Raw genomic sequence first — 19184 nt, forward strand, 5'->3', positions numbered from 1 at the left:
CGCGCTCTTGGTTGTGAGCTATAGCGCTTGAACATTCAAGTAACGTCTCAGGTTGTGCGCCGGTTCCCCAACGGACATGATGACGGGGATTTTCTGGCGGAGGCAACATGGCTGGCACCACATTGACGATTGCGCAGCAAAAGGGCGGATCAGGCAAGACCACGCTAGCGGTGAACCTGGCCGTCTACTTCCTGCAAGCGGGACGGTCGGTTGCGGTGCTGGACACTGATCCGCAGGGCAGTCTGGGCCGGTGGTTCATGACCCGGCGTGAACGGCAAGGCGATGCGGGGCTGGAGTTTTCCACGGCTTCCGCATGGGGGGTGTCCTATGAGGTCGAAAAATTGCGCAAGGTTCATGATGTGGTGATCGTGGATACGCCGCCCAAGGCGGATGCGGATCTGCGCCCGGCCCTGCGGGAAGCCGATCTGGTCGTGGTGCCCGTCGCTGCCTCCCATGTGGATTTGTGGGCGACGTCCGGCGTGTTGGAATTGGCGGAGCGCGAAAGCCGCCCCACGCTGCTGGTGTTGAACAGGGCACGGGCCGGAACCAAGCTGGCCGACATGATGACGCAGGAATTGCAGGATCTGGACGTGCCCACAGCGCAAACGGTGATTGGCAACCGCGTGGCTTTTGCCGAAACGTTGGGCGATGGTCTGGGTGTGGTGGAGCGGGCCAAATCAGGGCCCGCTGCTGTGGAGGTTGTGGCGCTTGCCAAAGAGATCGACGAGGCGACCGGCTTATAAGCGCCGCGGCCTGCCCTTAGGCGACGGCGATATTCACCGCGCTTTCGCGACCATCACGACCAGTTTCCAGATCATAAGTCACTTTCTGATTGTCAGCCAGGTCGGTCAGACCCGAGCGTTCCAGTGCGCGGATATGCACGAAAACGTCCTTGCCGCCTTCTTCAGGTGCAATAAAGCCATAGCCTTTGGTGGTGTTGAACCATTTTACGGTGCCGTTGGCCATCCGTAGTCTCCTTCTTTGGTGCTACCCGCGTTTTGCGGCAGCCCGGCGTCTGTCAGTGCGGTATCGATAGAGCTGACGGCCGGTAACGGAGACAGAGATCGAGAGCGGTAACGTTCGCAAGTTGGATATGGGTCAGAGCCGGTCATTTGGCAAGAAAATAAGGTACCAACAGCGTATGTAATGTCGAGGTGAAAACCGTGTGCGCGGTTTGTCGCCTATGGCCCCATCGCTCCAATATACCCCAAAGCGCTGTGAGGCTGATGGACCGGCAATTCGCCGGATAGCCGGGCGGGGTGGAGGATCAGGGGCGGCGGGCTGAGACAGCGATCCGAGCGGCTTTGTTTTCTTCCCTTTGGGTGTGGTTGCCCCTCGTTACGCCGGTCACGACGTCTTCAAAAGCAAATGGCAGCCTGATCCCGATAGATCAGGCTGCCACTTTTTTTTAGCGTATCGCATGCCCGATGCGTTAAAGCACCCGCACGGTGGCCCCGATCGGTACACGCTTATACAGGTCGATGACGTGGGAATTGATCATCCTGATACAGCCATTCGATACGGACCGCCCGATGGATTGGGGCTGTGTTGTGCCGTGGATGCGGAAATACGTGTCGCGGCCGTTTTGGAACAGGTAGAGCGCGCGGGCACCAAGTGGGTTGCCCTTGCCACCGGGCTGAACATAGTCGTTATCCTTGAACCGGGCATAGGTCCGCGGCTCACGCTCGATCATTTCGTTTGTCGGACGCCAGGTTGGCCATTCCTTTTTGACGTCAATCGTGGCGATGCCTTTGAATTCAAGTCCTGCGCGGCCCACACCGACCCCGTACCGGATCGCTTTGCGCTCTTCCGTGATGAAGTACAAAAAGTGCTCACGCGGAACGACGATCAATGAGCCTGGCTTGGGCCCTTTCTTGATGCGAACGAACCGAGGGTTGAACTGTTCGGGCAGAACGAATGGGGTCTTGGCCTGGGCATTCACTATGGCCGGCGCGGCAAGGCTCGCCAGCGCAGTAGCGGTAAACATTCGACGATTTATCATTTTTGGCAGTCTCTATTTTGGCAGATAAGCAACATCTTGCTTAGACATGTTTAAGAATCAACCGTTTCCGAGCGCTAAACCGCGTCAGGCAAATTGATTGAGGCGTAACCGATGCAGGGATGCCCCCACGGTTTCGTGATCAGGTGGGACGGTCAGGGGCCGCTGAAGTCGACCATATCTGCCTTTTCATGGATCAGACGCCCGTCCGGCCAGGGGCGGACCAATGCATGGGCCTGGGCGTCGTGACCATCCAACCAGGTTGCGCGATCTTCGGCCGCGACAATCACACCCATGCGATCATGCAGGTCTTTGACATCGCCGGAGGGGTCACAGGTGACTAGGGCAACCTGGGGGAGTTTGGTGCCGCCGGGCGCTGTCCAGATATCGGTAATCGCTGCGAATGTCAGGGGCGCCCCATCCTTTGGCCAGATCCGCCAGGGCTGTTTGCGACCCTTTTTGCCGGTCCATTCATACCAGCCATCCGCTGGAACCAGCGCACGACCGACCCCGCGAAAGGCCGATTTGCCAAAAACCGTCTCGCCTCTGGCATTGACGATATTCTGCAAGACTGGCCTGCCCCGGGCATTCACGCGGCCCACGGGGATCATGCCCCAGCGCATGCGGGTCATGCCCTTCCGTGTCAGCACCAGAATGTCTTGCCCGGGGGAGATATTAGCACGCGGTGGCTCCTCCGCCGGGATGGGCAATGGGACATTCAATGCAGAGGAAAGCTCTGCCATGGGGCGGGTCAGGAAAAGGCGGCCGGGCATGGGCGCAGCCTAGCCGGTCCGGTGCCGCTGGCAAGCGCGCTAGATGCTCGCCCAATCGCGAAACTGAAACGTATCGGGCCCGTCTGGCCCCGGACGGGGATAGGGATTGGGGGCGGGGTCTGGCTTGCGATCTGTTCGTTCGGTCATGGTCATCTCGGATTGTTGCTGCGATGACATCAAGACTGGTGGCGCCCCACCCAGGTCGGAATTGTGCGGGGGTTTAGATCGGTCTACCGCGTGTTTAGGCGGGCCGGGATAAACCGGTCGGGGCGCACCTATATCCGGGGTTTAGGATGGATTTTAGGCATGAGCCGCAAGGATAGACGCAAGTCGTTGCAGGTTTTGGTCAGTCCGGATGTGGTTGACGATCTGAGGCAGCGCGCCCGCGGCGGATCCCTGGGGGATGCAGCCCGGCATATGGTGCTGGCGGCCTTTGCCAACGGAGTGACGGATGACCCGGTGATCACCATCCAGCCGCATTGGCGCAAACTGGCCGTTCAATTGCCCGCCCCGCTGCTGCGCCGGGTTCAGGAGATCGCGCAGATTTGGGGGCATCCACCGGAATACGTGGTTTCGCAGGCGCTGCATTCCCGTCAGACTGCCCGGATGACTTCGGAGACCTGAATGCGCCTTTTTCTGTTGACGACCCTCGCCATGGTGGCCTTTGCCGCCAATTCCGTTCTGAACCGGTTGGCGCTGGCGGATGGCGCCATCGGTGCGGTGGAATTCGCGACGATCCGTGTGGTTGCAGGTGCGCTGGCCTTGTCCCTGCTGGTCGGCATGCGGGCGGGATGGCCCGCGTTGCGGCTGGGGGACTGGCGGGTACGCGTGGTGCCGGTTCTGGCGCTGACAGTTTACATGTTTGCGTTTTCGCTGGCCTACATTGTGCTGGATGCCGGGGTCGGGGCGTTGATCCTGTTCGGCGGGGTACAGGTGACGATGTTTGCGGGCGCTGTTTTGGGGGATGAAAGCGTGCCGCCTGCGCGTTGGATCGGGTCAGGGTTGGCGCTGGCCGGGTTGGGCTGGGTTCTGTGGCCCACTGGCACCGCTGCGCCGCCCCTCCTGTGGTCGGCCGCCATGACCGCGGCGGCCGTGGGTTGGGGCGTTTATTCTTTGCGGGGACGGAGCGCGGGGCCGCCATTGCCCGCGACGGCTGCGAATTTCGCATATGCTGCGCCGATCAGTCTGATGATCTGCCTTCTGATGGTCAGTCAGGGTGCGCTCGCCACGCCGTGGGGGGTCAGCTTGGCGATACTATCCGGCGTGGTGACTTCCGGCCTGGGCTATGCGTTGTGGTATGCGGTTTTGCCGTCACTCGGGGCGGCGATCGGTGCCTTGACCCAGCTCAGCGTCCCGATCATTGCCATGGCAGGGGGCATGATCGTGCTAGACGAAACGCTGACCTGGCGATTTGTCGGGGCCAGCCTGCTGGTATTGGGCGGGATCGCCCTTGGTATCATCGCGCCTCAGCGCGCGATCACCTCCAAGGGATCGTAACCAAAACCACGCTGCCAGGCGACATGGGCCAGGCTGTCAGGTTTCACACGCAGGGTGGCCATCTCGTCTTGCGTGACCCAGCGGCGATGTTTGACGATGCCTTCGGGATCGCTCCAGCCATCGGGCAGGGTGCCCGACGCGGTTGTGCAGCGAAAAAAGACCTCCACCTGATGATATCCCGTCCGGGGGTCATGGAATTCATTGATCAGGCAGGGCGGGCCGACAACGATATGTAGGCCCGTCTCCTCATGCAATTCACGGATCAAGTTGTCGGGCAGGGAGGACCCGGCCTCTGCCCCGCCCCCGGGGGCGCACCATAGATCGCTGCCCTTGCGCCAGGCATTGACCAAAAGCAGACGGTTTTCATGGATAAGGACCGCACGCACGGCGAGCCGCGGTATCGTCATAGGCCCAGTTCAGACAAGCGCGTGCGATAGACGACCGAGAGGCAGTTCAGATCATTGCCACACCGGTTGCGCCGGTTGAGCCAGTTGCGTTGGCTCGATTGAAGCGCCTGGGCTGCATTTCGGTCCATGGAGGCGCGCAAGCTGCGGTAGCGTTGCGCCATGATCCGATCCATTCGGGCAATGTCAGGGCTGCCACAGATGGCAAATTCGGTCCCGGTGGCGGCTTTGCGGCAATCAAAGCTTGGATTGATCGGCGCGGCGGGGGCGGGCGCGATGGCGACCTCGGGCTCTTGCTCTTGGGGCGCGGGGGGAGGCGCCGGTTGTGCCGGTTCGGTGGCCACCGGTCTGGTCAATGCGGGGATGCCCGCCACCTGCTCCAGCTCCGTTGGGAATGTGCTCAGCGTTTCGATCCCGTGTTCCCGCAGTTCGTCGACCGGGAACCAATACATGCTGTTGGGCGGCGTCTCTAGCATGCGGACCAGGAATTGCGCCGGCACATCATATTCCTTGAGATAGTCGATGATCTCTGCCGTCACCTGTTGCGTGGTTTGTTCTGCGGCTCTCCCGCTGAGGTCCCCGTTCGAGCTGAACTGATGCACACCCAGCCGCCCATAGGCGCGCCGTTTTTCACCTGCCACGAACAAAAAGGAACAGGCCGACGCGCATTCACCGCCTGGCGGGATCACGGTGGACATGCCGCGATCCCCGATGATCGCCGAAAGCTCCAGGCCGGATTGAACATTTCCGCCGGGCGACAGCAGAAACAGGATTTCGGGGCGATGGGTGCGCAGGGCCTTGCGGAAATTCGGCACGCTGTTTGGCCCGATAGGCCCGGCCAGGACCAGAACGCCCGGCGCATCGCTGCTGTATTTGAACGCGCCATAGGTTGATATGTCGGCGAGAGCGGGAAAGCCTGCGACAAGGCAGAGGATGGAGGAAAGGAAACGCAACATCGGCGGGCTCGAATATGACTAGGGGCTGTTCCGGGGTTTCGGCGCCAGCCGGTACACGCCTTCGGGCAGATTGAGCGCGGCTGTCAGGTCGGATACCTGCCGGAGCGACAGAGTGATCTTTTGCATCGTGTCCGTGCGCGGATCGAATTGTTCGACTGTGACGCAATCCTCGAACGTGTGGATGGCAACATCTTCCTGTAGATGCGTGGTGCCCTCATCTACGAGGGTGACAACAGAGGCGTCGAATTCGTGTTCAATCGTAAACATGACCGAACTCTAGCGGGGAAAGGTCGACCTGTCAGCCGCGCTTCGCCATCCGGCGGCGATGCATTGCGTAGATTATCGGTGCCGTGACATGGTCATAAAGCACACAAGCGATGGGGCGTATGACAGGCAGATCGATAATTCGCGCCAACCAGCGATAGCGCGGCATTTCGCGCCAAAGGCAGATGAAGGCGGGGATACCGCTTAGCAATTCTTCACCATGCTGCACATACAAGCGCCGGGCGGCCTGATCCCGGGTCAGACCATAGGCCGCCATATCGGCCTGGTTCAGATCCTTGAATTCCATCGGCAGATCGCGCCCTGCCGCATATCGGCGGTAGGCGTTGATCTCGAATGCGCAAACGGGACATTCGGCGTTGTAAATTATCTCGGCTTTAACGGTCATGGTGCAAACATATAGGCGGGACGAACCAGGAAAACTGCGACATGATCGACTTGTGTGATGACAGCACCGTGAGTTGGGCTGGCTCAGATCGGACGCCCTGCTATTGTACGCTGAGATGAACGGGAGATCGCCATGCGTTGGATGGTAATAAGTTGTCTGTTGATGCTGGTTGCGGCGTGTGATGCGCCAACTACTGGTGGCGGTGCCACGGCGCGCCCGGGGTTCAATCCCGATGCGGCAGCGCGCAATTTTGTCCAGGTGATCCAGCGGGTGGAGCCTGTGGCGGAGCGGGAATGCCGTGCGCGCACGCGCCGAAACTGCGACTTCAAGATTGTTGTGGATGACCGCCCCGGGCAGCAGCCCAATGCGTTTCAGACCGAGGATCGGTCGGGCCGGCCTGTCATCGCGTTCACAATCTCCCTGATCGCCGATGCGCGCAGTCAGGATGAACTGGCCTTTATCCTGGGCCATGAAGCCGCGCATCACATCGCAGGGCATCTAAGATCCAGCCGCCAAAATGCCAGCATCGGCGCCCAAATCCTGGGCAGTGCCGTACAGGCCAGCGGTGGAAGCAACGCCCAGGTTGAGGCTGCCGCGCGCGTCGGCGCGCAGGTCGGTGTCTTGCGGTACAGTCAGCGGTTCGAGTTGGAGGCGGATAGTCTGGGTGCCGTGATCACCCGGCGGGCGGGGTTTGATCCTGTCAAAGGTGCAAAATTCTTTGACCGTATTCCTGACCCAGGCAACAGCTTCCTCAACACCCACCCGCCGACCGCACAGCGCCAGGCAACGGTGCGAAAAGTCGATGCTCAGTTGCGTGGCGCACAATAGGATGCACCAGTGTATCGATGTGCGCATAGGCGTTGTGCATCAGCGAATATGTTTACAAAGGCTGCGTGGCCTGGCGCCCAAACGCTTGGTTTGCGCCGCCGCGCATAAATTTGGTCCCTAAGACCCGGTTGGCTTGCCCCAAAGATCGTATTCGCTCGCCTCGTCCACATGCACCGTCAGGATGTCGCCGGGTTTCAGGTTCTCAAAGCCGTCATCGATGAAGAGGTTGCCGTCGATCTCGGGCGCGTCGGCCATGGTTCGGCATGTTGCGGCCTCGCCGTCGACCTCGTCAACAATGACGCGCAGCGTTTGCCCAATCTTGGCCGCAAGTTTCGCGCCGGAGATCGCCTGCGCCTTGGCCATGAATCGCTCCCACCGATCCTGTTTGACATCCGCTGTCACGTGATCGGGCAGGGCGTTTGCGCGCGCGCCTTCGACATTTTCGTATTGAAAGCATCCCACCCGATCGAGCTGTGCGGCCTCCAGCCAGTCAAGGAGGGTCCGAAACTCCGCTTCGGTCTCACCTGGATAGCCCACGATAAAAGTGGAGCGGAGCGTGATTTCGGGGCAGATATCGCGCCACGAAGCAATCTGATCCAGCGTTTTTGCAGCTGCGGCGGGGCGGGCCATGCGTTTGAGCGTATCGGTGTGGGCGTGCTGAAATGGAATGTCGAGGTAAGGCAGGATCAGACCATCCGCCATGAGCGGAATCAAATCGCGCACATGGGGATATGGATAAACATAGTGCAGCCGGATCCACGCATCCAGGCTGCCAAGGTCCCGCGCCAGATCCGTTATATGGGCGCGATGTCCGTTTGCTTCGGCGTGGCGCAGGTCAAGGCCATAGGCGGATGTATCCTGGCTGATGACCAGCAATTCGCGCACGCCGTTTTCCACGAGCCGTTCTGCCTCTCGCAGGATGGCATGGGCTGGCCGGCTTGCCAGCTTGCCGCGCATATCCGGGATGATGCAGAATTTACAGGCGTGATTGCAGCCTTCCGAGATTTTCAAATAGCTGTAATGGCGTGGCGTGAGGCTGACCTGTGTGCCCGGCAGCAGGTCGATGAAGGGATCCGGCGCAGGCGGGACCACGGCATGGACGGCATCCAGCACCTGTTCATATTGATGTGGCCCGGTGACTGCCAGCACGGTGGGATGCGCCCCTGCGATATAGTCGGGCTCGGCACCCAGGCAGCCGGTGACGATGACCCGCCCGTTCTGCGCGAGCGCCTCTCCAATGGCATCTAGGCTTTCGGCCTTGGCGGTGTCGAGGAAGCCGCATGTATTGACGATGACAGCCTCGGCTCCGGCATAATCCGGGGAGATCGCATAGCCTTCGGCCCTGAGACGGGTGAGGATGCGTTCGCTGTCAACAAGCGCCTTGGGGCAGCCAAGTGATACCATACCGATCGTGGGTTGACCGGAGCGCGCGGTCGCAATCTGTGGTCGGGGCGCGAGGTCGGGGCGAAGGTTTGGGGGATTCTGAGCCATATCGGTGGCTATACGCGGGTTCGACTGCGACGGATAGATGGATCAGGCCGCTGTTCAGAGGGTCCATTCCAGCGGTGCTGGGAGCGGTGAAGGGGCATAATCTATGCGCAGGACCCGTCTTGCACCGGACCCTCGGGACGGTCGGGAGCGGTGCAGCGTGAGCATGGCCAGGACCAGCACATCACCAGGCTGTGCGACTGTGATTTCCGTCTGATGGCGTTCGGCAATCTGCGCGGCTTCATCCGCGGAGACCTTGCCTGCGCGATGGCTGCCCAGCGCGATATCCATGGCCCCGTTACAGGCGGTGTTTTCATCGAGATGCACGCGGACGAAGAGCATGTTTTGCAACACCGAGATCGGTGGCGCGCAATGCCATATCCCGGACTTGCAGGACCAATTGCTGTAACCCGCCACATGGGCCCGGCCCTTGACCGCGATGACGCGATCTTGGTGCCAGGGAAGGGCCCAATTCGTATCGGCAGTCTTGTCGAATGAGACGAGGCGTACGGGACGCATGCCAGGCCAGAGGCCAGCCAATTGACGGCTGAATCCAGCTCGGACAACCAAGCGCGCCAAGTCATGGGAGGCGGATATGCGGGTACCTGGTGTGCCGTCGGCGGCTGCCAGGGCCCTGAATTCTTGTAACTCATCCCGTGACACCGCGTTTCGCAGCCAGATGCGCCCCGCGCGATCAAAATAATGTCGAAGCTGTGCGGTGGTCATATGTCGCGCGATCTATCAAATGGAAAAGCCCGGCGCGGCCGGTGTATTTCACCGGCGGCGGTCGCGGCGCGAACTCATCGGTTGGAACGCCACACCGACATGGGCCTCACAATAGGGTTTGCCGGCCTGGACAGGGAGACCACAAAACCAAAAGTCGTCGGTGGCGGGATCACCGATGGGCCATTTGCAAGTACGCTCTGTCAATTCCATCAGGCCCAGCCTTTTGGCTTTCTTTTCAACCTCGCGGACGCTGGCCAGCGCTTCGGGGCTGATTTCGTTTGCGGATGGCTGGGGGGGCAGAGGTTGGCCTGCCGGGATGATCTGCTTGCGCGCCGGGATCACCGCGGGGCTGCGTTCGGGTTCCGGCGCAGGCTCGGCTGCCACTTCCTTAGGCGCCGGCTTTGCCTTTATCGCCTCGGGCTTGGCGGCCGGTTTTTCCTTGACCGCGGGTTTTTGTGGAGCGGCCCCACCGGTCGTTCGGTTTGACAGCCCAAGGCGATGGACCTTACCAATCACGGCATTGCGGGTCACACCCCCTAATTCCTTGGCGATCTGGCTGGCGCTCTGGCCATCGCCCCACATCTTTTTGAGTACTTCGACGCGTTCATCGGTCCAGGACATAGCGGCTCCTTCGGGTGCCTGGCAGACCAGACCCGATCCCCGGGGCCCACCTTGGCATAATCAACAGACACTCTATCCTATGGATGCTTCCGGGGGGTTACAAGCATCCCACTGCAAGAAAGGACAGCGTATGGAGATCAACGCCGCCATGGGCCAGCGCCGATTTGGTCGGGTGAATTGGCTGGGTATGTATACCCTGGCCGAGCGGGAGGCACGCCGTTTCCTGGCGGTTTGGACCCAAACCTTGCTGGGGCCATTGGTGACTGCGGGTCTATTCCTGGCCGTGTTTTCGCTGGCCATCGGTCCGGGACGTGGCGACGTGATGGGCGTGCCGTTCATGACCTTCCTTGCGCCGGGCTTGCTGATGATGACGGTCATTCAGAACGCGTTTGCCAATACGTCATCCTCGATCGTGATCGCCAAGGTGCAAGGCAACATTGTCGATACGCTCATGCCGCCGTTGTCGGCAGGTGAGTTGGTGACAGGATATCTTGCCGGCGGGCTGGCGCGTGGCATGATCGTGGCGCTTGCCATCGCCGTTGTGATGATCACGGTCCTGGGCATCGGCATGGCCCATCCGGTTTGGGCGCTGGTTTTTGTTGTGCTGGGCGCGACATTCATGGGGGCGCTGGGTATTATCGCCGCCATTTTTGCCAACAAATTCGACCAGATGGCTGCGATAACCAACTTTATCGTGGTGCCGTTATCATTTTTATCGGGCACGTTTTATTCGATTGAGGCATTGCCGCCCAGTTTGCAAGCGATCACCCATTGGAACCCGGTCTTCTACCTGATTGATGGGGTGCGGTACGGTGTGATCGGCGTTTCGGACAGCTCTCCATGGCTGGGCCTTGGCGTTTGTCTCGCGGCGACAGGGGTTGTGGTCAGCCTGTGCTGGTACTGGTTCCGCACCGGCTATCGGATGAAACCCTAGACACCAACCTCAGGGCCGAGGCACAGCATTTCGTCATCGGTGTTACCGGCTTCGTACAGTTCCGTCGCGTTGGGATCATCCTCAAACAGGGCGCGTAAACTGTTGCCTTGCTTGAAAAACGTCCAGCATTGCGGATCTTCACGGTCTTCATAGACGAAACAGATGAACTCCCCACTTTGATACCACGTGCCGTCCTTGCATTCGCCATCCAGGAATGACCATCGCACGCGGTTGTTCGGAAGGTACTGTTCAACCCCATAGGCCTGACCGTCATTGTAAAAATACAGCGTTTTGCCTTGGGTATAGGCATCGAACTCCGCCGCCGACATCGGGGTTTCCGCAAGAACGGGCGTGACAGTGGCGATGAGGAACGCGAAATAAACCGCAAAACGCATGTAAGGCTCCTGACAACAAGGGTGCTGGATCAGAGATAGGGGTCGCATGCGGGTGACGCCAGTCCCATCGCCGAGAACACGCGGTTCGCTGCCCCTTTTCACCGGCCCGGCAGTGGCATAGATCAGGGTGATCGCAGGAGATCCAAATATATGGCGTTTTTCAAAAAGCTGAAGGATCGGATGTTCAGGTCATCCTCCAGGCTCGAAGAGGGGTTGGACGCGATTGTCGAAGATGGCGGAACTGTCGAACGCACGGAGGCGCCCGCAGCGCTGGACACCCCATCGGCCGCGCCTGACGCTGCGCTGCCGGTACCCGATGTTGCCTCTGCGGATTTGCCTGAGCTGCCAGCCGCTGGGGAACAATCGGTCTTACCACCTGACCCTACGCCGCAGGACCCGCCCGTCCCAGCGGCGCATCCAGATCCGGCACCCGCCCTGTCTGACGTCCCGCCCGAGCCTCCCGATGATGTTGGGGCGTCACAACCTGACAGACCGGGGCTGCTGGGTCGTTTGATGGGGCGCGGCGCAGCACCCGTCATGCGGCGCGTGTTGGACGACGATATGCTAGAGCAACTCGAAGAACTGTTGATCGCCTCGGATATGGGCGTCGATACGGCCCTGCGCGTGACCGCCAACATGGCCGAAGGACGGTTCGGCAAACGCATGTCCACCGAAGAGATCAAGGCCGTCCTGTCCCAAGAAATCGCCAGGGTTATGGAACCGGTCGCCCGCCCGTTGCCACTTTATCCCTCACGCCCGCAGGTCGTCCTGGTCGTGGGCGTCAATGGCTCGGGCAAAACCACCACAATCGGAAAGTTGTCCAGCCAATTCCGCGCGGCGGGTAAAAACGTCGTGATCGCGGCGGGCGATACCTTTCGCGCCGCTGCCGTCGAACAGCTTCAGGTCTGGGGAGATCGCGCCGGTGTGCCGGTTCTGACGGCGCCGGAAGGGTCAGACCCCGCCTCCCTCGCCTTTGATGCGCTCACAAAGGCACAGGAAGAGGGGGCTGACCTTTTGATGATCGACACGGCGGGCCGGCTGCAAAACCGCGCCGATCTGATGGAAGAGCTGTCAAAAATCGTGCGCGTCATTCGCAAGAAAGACCCCGACGCCCCCCACAATACCCTGCTCGTGCTCGACGCCACGACCGGCCAGAACGCGTTGAACCAGGTCGAAACCTTCCAAAAGCTCGCCGATGTCTCGGGCCTCGTGATGACCAAACTGGATGGCACGGCCAAAGGCGGTGTCCTGGTTGCGCTGGCCGACAAGTTTGGCCTGCCGATCCATGCCATTGGTGTGGGCGAGCAAATTGATGACCTGGCCCCCTTCGACCCGGAGGAATTTGCCCAGGCCCTCACGGGCACCTAATCCCTTCTTATTGTTAAAAATATTCCGGGGGAGCAGCCAACGGCTGCGGGGGCTGGCCCCCGATCCGCCCGATGGAGCCTGTGATCGCCGACTGGATCATCTCACTGGAAGGCACGTCTGCCGGTCACCGCGTCGCTTTGATCCTGGCGCTGATCGCAGCATTGCTGCACGCCATATTCGGTGCGCTGCAAAAGGGGCGGCACGATCCGTTCCTGGTGCGCGGCATAATCGATGTCTGGTTGATCATCCTGGCGCTGCCCATGGCAGTGTTCCTGGTTCCCTGGCCGCAAGGCAACCAATGGTTGATCCTGCTGGGCGCCATGGGCATCCACTTTGTCTACAAACTCGGGCAAGCCATGGCCTATACCCGCGGGGACTACACGGTGGTCTACCCGGTCGTACGCGGCACCGGGCCCCTTTTCACGGTGATCGGTGCCTATCTGATCTTCGGGGAGACTTTCAACCTGACCCAATGGTTGGGTGTTGCGGTTCTGCTGAGCGGGATCTTCGGCCTCGCCGCCTACAACCTGCGCCATATCGAGGTCGGGCGGGAGACGCTGGTCCCCGCCCTGTGGTTCGCCGTCGGCACCGGCGCCATGGTTGCGGTCTACACGACCTATGACGCATATGGCATCCGCGCCACGCCCAACCCGTTCACCTTTCTGGCCTGGTTCTTCGTCGTCACGTCCCTCGATTTTCCGCTGATCGCCCTGTGGCGCTATCGCCATATGCCCGACCCGCCGCCAATCACCGGCCTGATCACCAAGGGTTTTTTTGGCGCGCTGGTCGCATTCGGCAGCTTTGGCTCGGTCATGCTGGCCACCCGGCTGGACAAGGTGGGGGAGGCGGCGGTGCTGCGCGAGACCTCCACCGTCTTTGCCGCCGCCATCGGCGTCCTATTTCTTAAGGAAACCGTGGGCCCGCGCAGGCTGTTCCTGATGGGGTTGATCGCGGCGGGTGCCGTGATAGTGGAAGCGGCAGGCAGCTAGAGGCAGGCAATGACCAATACATCCGGGCAAGAGACGCCTGAACCCAAACCGATCAGTCCCGCGTTAAAGCAGTCCTTGGAGCTTGGGCCGCCGCTGCTGTTCTTTGTTGTGTATCTGTGGATCAAGGACCGAACCTACACCTTTGGGGGAGTCGATTACGACGGTTTCATCGTGGCTGCCGCCGGGTTCGTCCCCATATTGCTGGTTTCAATCGCTGTGCTTTGGTGGCTGACTGGCAAGCTCAGCCGCATCCAGGTGCTCACGGCTTTCATGGTCATCGTCTTTGGCGGACTGACCGTTTGGTTCAATGACGGCAATTTCTTCAAGATGAAGACGACTATTGTCTATGCCATCTTCGCCGCCGTGTTGGGGGTCGGTCTGTTGCGCGGGCAAAGTTATCTGGCCTGGGTCATGGACGAAATGATGCCGATGGAACATGAGGGCTGGATGATCCTGACCCGTAGCCTGACCCTGGCATTTGCTGTGCTGGCCATTGCGAATGAGATCATCTGGCGCATGATGTCCGAAACCACTTGGGTCGTGATCGAGACGTTCGGCTTTCCCATCGCGCTTTTTGCCTTTTTATCTTTCCAGATCATCCGCTTGCAGGATTACCTGATTGAGGATGATAGCGAAGATGAGGCGTGATCAGGCCTGTCCCATCGGGAAAAAGATCGGCGCGATGGGCATTTTTGCCAGCCGTCACAAGCGCCGGCTTGGTGCATCCGGCAAGGCTGCTCGCAGATCTGGCAGCGATAGGATCGCCCGACAGAACAAAAAAGACCGGGCGGGCATGAGCCAACCAATGGCAAATACATCGGTCACGATGGGCAACGGGGCGGCTTGACCCGGCTTGGGCAGAGGCGTATTTCGAAGACCGTGGTGATTTGTATACCGGATTGCGGGCCACGTTAAACACTCCGCTAAAGAGGTCAGAGACGGGCGACCCGATCACTGGCTTTGTGGCAAGGGACCGTTTCGAAAGGATTTTTACCGATGAGCGATCACAAGACCCGGACCAAGCTGGTCCATGGTGGCACGCGGCGCAGCCAATATGGTGAGGTCAGCGAAGCGATTTTTCTGACCCAGGGCTTTGTCTATGACACGGCGGAGGCAGCGGAGGCGCGGTTCCTGAAAGCAGGCGAGGATGAGTTCATCTACGCCCGTTACGGCAACCCCACGGTGCGGATGTTCGAAGAGCGTATTGCCGGATTGGAAGGTGCCGAAGACGCGTTTGCCACAGCATCTGGTATGGCCGCGGTCTCGGGCGCGCTTATGTCGATGCTGAAAGCCGGGGACCATGTTGTCTCCGGGCGCGCGCTGTTCGGGTCATGCCTTTATGTGTTGGAGGAGGTTTTGACCCGTTTCGGGGTCGAGGTGACATTCGTTGATGGGACCGATCTGGCGGCGTGGAAGGGGGCGATCCGGCCTGACACGACGGCAGTATTCCTTGAAAGCATCTCGAACCCGGTTCTGGAGGTGATCGATATCGCGGCTGTGGCCAGGTTGGCCCATGCAGTGGGCGCCAAGGTCTTGGTAGATAACGTTTTTGCGACGCCGGTCTTTTCCCGCGTAATGGAGCAGGGCGCCGATGTCGTGATCTATTCGGCGACCAAGCACATGGACGGACAGGGCCGTGTTCTGGGTGGAGTTATCCTTGGAGATCACGAGTTTATCCGAAAGACCGTGGAGCCTTATCTAAAACATACCGGTGGCGCGATGAGCCCGTTCACGGCGTGGATCCTGCTGAAAGGGTTGGAAACCATGGACTTGCGCTGCCGCGCGCAGGCTGGGTCAGCCCAGATCCTGGCCGAGGCATTGAGCGGGCATAAGCTGTTGAAAAGAGTGATTTATCCCGGCCTGCCGAGCCACCCGCAGCATGTCGTTGCCCAAAGCCAGATGGAAGGCGGCGGCACCGTCCTGGCGATTGATATCGAGGGCGGGCAAGATGCGGCATTCCGGTTCCTCAACGCATTGAAAATATTTACGATTTCCAATAATTTGGGGGATGCGAAAAGTATCGTGACCCATCCCGCGACGACGACCCATCAGCGGCTGTCCGATGACCAGAAAGTGCTGTTGGGGATCTCTCCGGGTGTTGTGCGGATCAGCGTCGGGTTGGAGGATAGCGGTGATCTGGTGGCTGACATCATGGCAGCGTTGGAGGCTGTCTGACCCGCTGCAGGTCCGATGCACAATCGGTACACAAAGCATACATATCCCATACATACGCGGCGAACGGGCCAGTTACCGGACATTCATGTCTGACACGGCGTAAAAAGCTCACCTTTAGCGCAAAGTGTCGTCACTTTTGGCAGCTATGTCTCGCAAGGTGGGGTAACTATGCCTCGTTCCCAATGTGCTTCAATTGCGATTGGCCCCGGATGTATTGGTAAAAAGGACGTAAACTTATCATGTCCAGATTTGGCTCACCGACTTTGACCGCTGTCTTTGCCGCCTGCGCCGCGCTGATCTCGGCACCGGCGTTGGCCGTGACGTTTGGCTACCAGATGTCTATCAATGACCCGATCTTCAATTCGACCAATGGCAATGCGAATGTGCCTGACTTCCAATTGGAGAATATCTCGGATCTGGGCAGTGGTATCGGGATCACGGATTTTTCCTTGACGATCGGCAATACCGGGTTCAATTACGATTTCGTGCGGATCCAGTCGGTCTTTACCGATCCGATGGGGGACCTGAAAGCGACCTTGAATACGGTGGGCACCGTCAACGACGGTGTGGGCGACGACCTACTGGATTATGACTTTACCGGCTTTGACGCGGGTGACGCGTTCCGGTTTGAAGTGGATGTTGACCCTGACAGCGGGTCGCCAACGCAGGATTTCCGGCAGGTTCTGTTCCCGACGGCCTTGCTTTCGGTTACATTCTCGAACGGTAGCACGCTGTCCCAGAACTTGGCTCCGGCGAATACAGGCGTGACGGGTTACCGGTTTGCACAGACCGAGACGATCCCGGCACCTGTACCGCTGCCGGGCAGTCTTGCGCTGTATCTGAGTGCTGGTCTTGTTGGCGGTGGCCTGATGTTGCGGCGCCGCAAGATGCGGGCCTGACCTCCACGCGCTGGCTGTCTCTGCGAAAGATCTGCAAATTCTGACGCGAACACTCATCTGAACGCGGTGTTCCCGCGTATGTGATATGTAGGAATTTGTAATCTCCTGTGATGGCACACATCTAGGATGCGCAGCTTCAGGGACCTGAAAGGGGGGCACCCATGAATATTCATTCAAAAGATATGGACCGAGAGCCGAGCCGCGACGAGGCGGAAGCTGCCCTATCCCTGCTCAGGCACTGGGCTGGCCGGGTCAGCGACGTTGAGGTTGCGGATCTGGACCCGTTGATCTCAAGGCTGGTACCGGGGCGTGAAGTGTCCAATTATCCGGCTTTGGCGCGCGCTTATCCTGAGGATTTTGAGGTCGACGAGGCCTATAAGGCGTCGATGCCCGATCTGCAGAACGGGCCCAGCAGCCTGATTCGCGGGGCCAAGCAGCAGATCCAACATGTGGGGATTTCCAACTTTCGGCTGCCGATCCGGTTTCATACCCGCGATAACGGCGATCTGACGCTGGAAACCAGCGTGACGGGCACGGTGAGCCTGGAGGCCGAGAAGAAGGGCATCAACATGTCCCGGATCATGCGGACCTTTTACAAGCATGCCGGAGCGACGTTCAGCTTTGAGGTGATCGAGCGAGCGTTGGATGCCTACAAGCAGGATCTGGAGAGCTTTGACGCGCGGATCCAGATGCGGTTTTCCTTTCCGATGAAGGTTCAGTCACTGCGGTCAGGGCTAGAGGGATTTCAATATTACGACATCGCGCTGGAACTGGTTGAGCGCGACGGGGTGCGCAAGAAGATCATCCATCTGGATTACGTGTATTCATCGACCTGCCCCTGTTCCCTGGAGCTATCGGAGCATGCACGTCAGTTTCGCGGGCAGTTGGCAACGCCGCATTCCCAGCGATCGGTCGCGCGCGTTTCGGTCGAGGTGGATTGCGATGCGGATTGCCTGTGGTTTGAGGATCTGATCGATCTGTGCCGGGAGGCCGTACCGACGGAGACCCAGGTGATGGTCAAGCGCGAGGATGAACAGGCCTTTGCCGAACTTAATGCGGCCAATCCGATCTTTGTGGAAGATGCGGCGCGGTCATTCTGCGCGCAGTTGCAGACGGATGTTCGCATTGGCGATTTCCGGGTGGTGGCCAGCCACCAGGAAAGCCTGCACAGCCATGATGCGGTCAGTGTGTTGACTGAAGGCGAGACCTTTGCCGCCGACAGTCTGGACCCGAAGTTGTTTAACACGCTTTTCCATATCGGCTGATGGATCGGTGGGACGGACGCTGTTCCCAACCCGGCCTGTGCCGGGATGGGAAGGCGCCCCGCCCACCGTCCCTTGACCGTCAGCTTGCGCGGCCACCGAAAGCGCGCATGTCGACCCAACCGGTTTCTCCCAATCTGCCGAACGAGATCTCGCACCAGTCGAGTGTTGCGTTGCAATTGCGGATAAACCCGCCATCATTTGCGGTGACGGTGCCCACGACACCCCCCTGGGCGCTGGGCGAGCCATAGGCGGCGACCGCTGCTCCGGTGACATTGTAGTAGGGCACATCCGGAGAATAGGTATTTTGCCAGACGGTGTTGGGCTCTGCATCCGGGTCGTCGGACAGGTCGACACAGCCAGCCAAGCCGGCCAATGCTGCAATCGCGATCAAAACTCTGAGTATCATGGACAATCTCCGCTCGTCTTATGCGTCAGTCCCAGCGATTTCAGGATGTAGCGAGGCTACGAGCATGGGGCCAGATGGCAGTGGACAGGTCGGATGGATCCCGCCAGTGCTAACGGATCTTTGCCGATGCGCCGTGATTGGGCTGTGTAGACCATCACGGTGATGCAGCGGAAATGGGCAAATGACGAGTTTCTCAGCAGTTCTTGGTCAAATATGTATCCAATGCTTCAAATTTATGAAACTTTATTGATGTCTAATAGGCCGATCCGGTGTGTTTGCTGCTGATGTGGGTGCGTGACTGGGTGGGATCGGTCGCATGGCGCTGCAAACAGATCGGAATGTCATGTCTTCAAAGATTGTTGTCGGATTGGACGGGAGCGCGTCGGGAGAGCGCGCCTTGTCCTATGCCAAGTCGCTCGCTGACAAAATAGAGGTATGCGAGTTGATTGTGGCCTTTGTGATTGAATGGTCGCCTTACGCGTTCCAGTCGGCCGAGGAAAACGCCCAGCGGCATAAAAGGCGGGAGGAAGAGATCGAAGCGGCGCAAAGCCGGATCGTGATCCCGGCGGTGACGTCGTTGACGACCGATGGGTTTGTGGCACGGGGCATCGTCAGACATGGCGATGTGGCGGATCTGCTGGACAAGATCGCGGTGGATAATGGGGCCGACCAGATTGTGGTGGCCCGTTCGTCGGAGGGCGGTTTTGTAAAGCGGGTCTTTGGGACCGCCACGCAAAGCCTGGTGATGCACGCGCATGTGCCTGTCACGGTCGTTGGATGAGGAGAAAATC

Annotated in this window: 24 protein-coding genes and 1 riboswitch; of the genes, 12 read left to right on the plus strand and 12 right to left on the minus strand. The window is 59.7% G+C overall.

What is annotated here, in order from left to right; genetic code table 11:
* The first annotated feature begins 107 nt into the window (after positions 1-107).
* Positions 108-743 carry a ParA family partition ATPase gene (gene parA, locus IU397_RS14130; protein ID WP_204414826.1) on the plus strand — a complete coding sequence of 212 codons (636 nt, stop codon included), beginning with the start codon at positions 108-110 and terminating at the stop codon, positions 741-743.
* Between the two features lie 16 nt (positions 744-759).
* On the opposite strand, the gene IU397_RS14135 is transcribed toward parA, so the two are convergent.
* The 3 genes from IU397_RS14135 to IU397_RS14145 form a co-directional block, all read right to left on the minus strand.
* On the minus strand, positions 760-966 hold the full coding sequence (locus IU397_RS14135; RefSeq protein WP_204414828.1) for a cold-shock protein: 207 nt from the start codon (positions 964-966) through the stop codon (positions 760-762).
* Positions 967-1432: 466 nt separating this feature from the next.
* The gene (locus IU397_RS14140; RefSeq protein WP_204414830.1) at positions 1433-2002 is read right to left on the minus strand and encodes a L,D-transpeptidase; all 570 of its coding nucleotides are present in this window, start codon (positions 2000-2002) and stop codon (positions 1433-1435) included.
* 152 nt (positions 2003-2154) lie between these two features.
* A complete protein-coding gene (locus IU397_RS14145) occupies positions 2155-2772 on the minus strand; it encodes an SOS response-associated peptidase (protein ID WP_204414832.1) in 618 nt (205 codons plus the stop codon).
* A 306-nt stretch (positions 2773-3078) separates the two neighbouring features.
* On the opposite strand from IU397_RS14145, the gene IU397_RS14150 reads away from it, so the two are divergent.
* Both IU397_RS14150 and IU397_RS14155 read left to right on the plus strand, forming a co-directional pair.
* Positions 3079-3396, plus strand: coding sequence for a hypothetical protein (locus tag IU397_RS14150; RefSeq protein ID WP_204414834.1), 318 nt, complete (start codon positions 3079-3081; stop codon positions 3394-3396).
* Complete coding sequence (locus IU397_RS14155; RefSeq protein WP_204414836.1) at positions 3397-4269, plus strand: DMT family transporter; 873 nt, start codon at positions 3397-3399, stop codon at positions 4267-4269.
* Here the strand turns inward: IU397_RS14155 and IU397_RS14160 are convergent.
* Genes IU397_RS14160 through IU397_RS14175 form a run of 4 tightly spaced genes read right to left on the minus strand, consistent with a single transcriptional unit; the run spans position 4239 to position 6299 of the window.
* Positions 4239-4676 carry an NUDIX hydrolase gene (locus tag IU397_RS14160; RefSeq protein WP_204414838.1) on the minus strand — a complete coding sequence of 146 codons (438 nt, stop codon included), beginning with the start codon at positions 4674-4676 and terminating at the stop codon, positions 4239-4241. The two genes, IU397_RS14155 and IU397_RS14160, sit on opposite strands and share 31 nt — an antisense overlap.
* Entirely contained in the window at positions 4673-5629 is a 957-nt protein-coding gene (locus tag IU397_RS14165) for a lysozyme inhibitor LprI family protein (RefSeq protein WP_204414840.1), read from the minus strand. Before IU397_RS14165 ends, IU397_RS14160 begins: the two co-directional genes overlap by 4 nt.
* A gap of 18 nt (positions 5630-5647) precedes the next feature.
* Entirely contained in the window at positions 5648-5896 is a 249-nt protein-coding gene (locus IU397_RS14170; RefSeq protein WP_204414842.1) for a hypothetical protein, read from the minus strand.
* 31 nt (positions 5897-5927) lie between these two features.
* Positions 5928-6299 (minus strand): thiol-disulfide oxidoreductase DCC family protein, encoded by a 372-nt coding sequence (locus IU397_RS14175; RefSeq protein WP_204414844.1) that lies wholly within the window; start codon positions 6297-6299, stop codon positions 5928-5930.
* A gap of 132 nt (positions 6300-6431) precedes the next feature.
* Between IU397_RS14175 and IU397_RS14180 the strand changes: the two genes are divergently transcribed.
* Positions 6432-7127, plus strand: a complete 696-nt coding sequence (locus IU397_RS14180) for a M48 family metallopeptidase (protein WP_204414846.1) — start codon at positions 6432-6434, stop codon at positions 7125-7127.
* 117 nt (positions 7128-7244) lie between these two features.
* Here IU397_RS14180 and rimO read toward each other — a convergent pair whose 3' ends face one another.
* The 3 genes from rimO to IU397_RS14195 are packed head-to-tail and all read right to left on the minus strand — an operon-like array spanning position 7245 to position 9962.
* Positions 7245-8618 carry a 30S ribosomal protein S12 methylthiotransferase RimO gene (gene rimO, locus IU397_RS14185; protein WP_204414848.1) on the minus strand — a complete coding sequence of 458 codons (1374 nt, stop codon included), beginning with the start codon at positions 8616-8618 and terminating at the stop codon, positions 7245-7247.
* 54 nt (positions 8619-8672) lie between these two features.
* A complete protein-coding gene (locus IU397_RS14190; RefSeq protein WP_204414856.1) occupies positions 8673-9341 on the minus strand; it encodes a phytanoyl-CoA dioxygenase family protein in 669 nt (222 codons plus the stop codon).
* Positions 9342-9389: 48 nt separating this feature from the next.
* Complete coding sequence (locus tag IU397_RS14195) at positions 9390-9962, minus strand: GcrA family cell cycle regulator (RefSeq protein WP_204414858.1); 573 nt, start codon at positions 9960-9962, stop codon at positions 9390-9392.
* 130 nt (positions 9963-10092) lie between these two features.
* On the opposite strand from IU397_RS14195, the gene IU397_RS14200 reads away from it, so the two are divergent.
* On the plus strand, positions 10093-10896 hold the full coding sequence (locus IU397_RS14200) for an ABC transporter permease (protein ID WP_239479811.1): 804 nt from the start codon (positions 10093-10095) through the stop codon (positions 10894-10896).
* Here IU397_RS14200 and IU397_RS14205 read toward each other — a convergent pair.
* Positions 10893-11291, minus strand: a complete 399-nt coding sequence (locus IU397_RS14205; RefSeq protein WP_204414860.1) for a hypothetical protein — start codon at positions 11289-11291, stop codon at positions 10893-10895. The two genes, IU397_RS14200 and IU397_RS14205, sit on opposite strands and share 4 nt — an antisense overlap.
* Positions 11292-11441: 150 nt before the next feature.
* Between IU397_RS14205 and ftsY the strand changes: the two genes are divergently transcribed.
* The 6 genes from ftsY to folE2 all read left to right on the plus strand — a co-directional run bounded on the left by ftsY (position 11442) and on the right by folE2 (position 17987).
* Positions 11442-12659 (plus strand): signal recognition particle-docking protein FtsY, encoded by a 1218-nt coding sequence (ftsY, locus tag IU397_RS14210; RefSeq protein WP_204414868.1) that lies wholly within the window; start codon positions 11442-11444, stop codon positions 12657-12659.
* A gap of 83 nt (positions 12660-12742) precedes the next feature.
* Entirely contained in the window at positions 12743-13648 is a 906-nt protein-coding gene (locus IU397_RS14215; protein ID WP_204414998.1) for a DMT family transporter, read from the plus strand.
* 9 nt (positions 13649-13657) lie between these two features.
* A complete protein-coding gene (locus IU397_RS14220; protein WP_204414870.1) occupies positions 13658-14296 on the plus strand; it encodes an inner membrane-spanning protein YciB in 639 nt (212 codons plus the stop codon).
* A 221-nt stretch (positions 14297-14517) separates the two neighbouring features.
* Positions 14518-14596: riboswitch (SAM riboswitch) on the plus strand.
* A 48-nt stretch (positions 14597-14644) separates the two neighbouring features.
* A complete protein-coding gene (gene metZ / locus IU397_RS14225) occupies positions 14645-15823 on the plus strand; it encodes an O-succinylhomoserine sulfhydrylase (RefSeq protein ID WP_204414872.1) in 1179 nt (392 codons plus the stop codon).
* Positions 15824-16062: 239 nt separating this feature from the next.
* The gene (locus IU397_RS14230; RefSeq protein WP_204414874.1) at positions 16063-16722 is read left to right on the plus strand and encodes a hypothetical protein; all 660 of its coding nucleotides are present in this window, start codon (positions 16063-16065) and stop codon (positions 16720-16722) included.
* Positions 16723-16883: 161 nt separating this feature from the next.
* Entirely contained in the window at positions 16884-17987 is a 1104-nt protein-coding gene (gene folE2 / locus IU397_RS14235) for a GTP cyclohydrolase FolE2 (protein WP_204414881.1), read from the plus strand.
* 79 nt (positions 17988-18066) lie between these two features.
* On the opposite strand, the gene IU397_RS14240 is transcribed toward folE2, so the two are convergent.
* A complete protein-coding gene (locus IU397_RS14240; RefSeq protein ID WP_204414883.1) occupies positions 18067-18393 on the minus strand; it encodes a hypothetical protein in 327 nt (108 codons plus the stop codon).
* A gap of 343 nt (positions 18394-18736) precedes the next feature.
* Here IU397_RS14240 and IU397_RS14245 point away from each other — a divergent pair, with 343 nt between their 5' ends.
* Positions 18737-19174, plus strand: coding sequence for a universal stress protein (locus tag IU397_RS14245; RefSeq protein WP_204415000.1), 438 nt, complete (start codon positions 18737-18739; stop codon positions 19172-19174).
* Positions 19175-19184 lie beyond the last annotated feature (10 nt).

Origin of the sequence: Actibacterium sp. 188UL27-1 (genome assembly GCF_016901225.1) — a bacterium.
Classification (GTDB): Bacteria; Pseudomonadota; Alphaproteobacteria; order Rhodobacterales; family Rhodobacteraceae; genus 188UL27-1.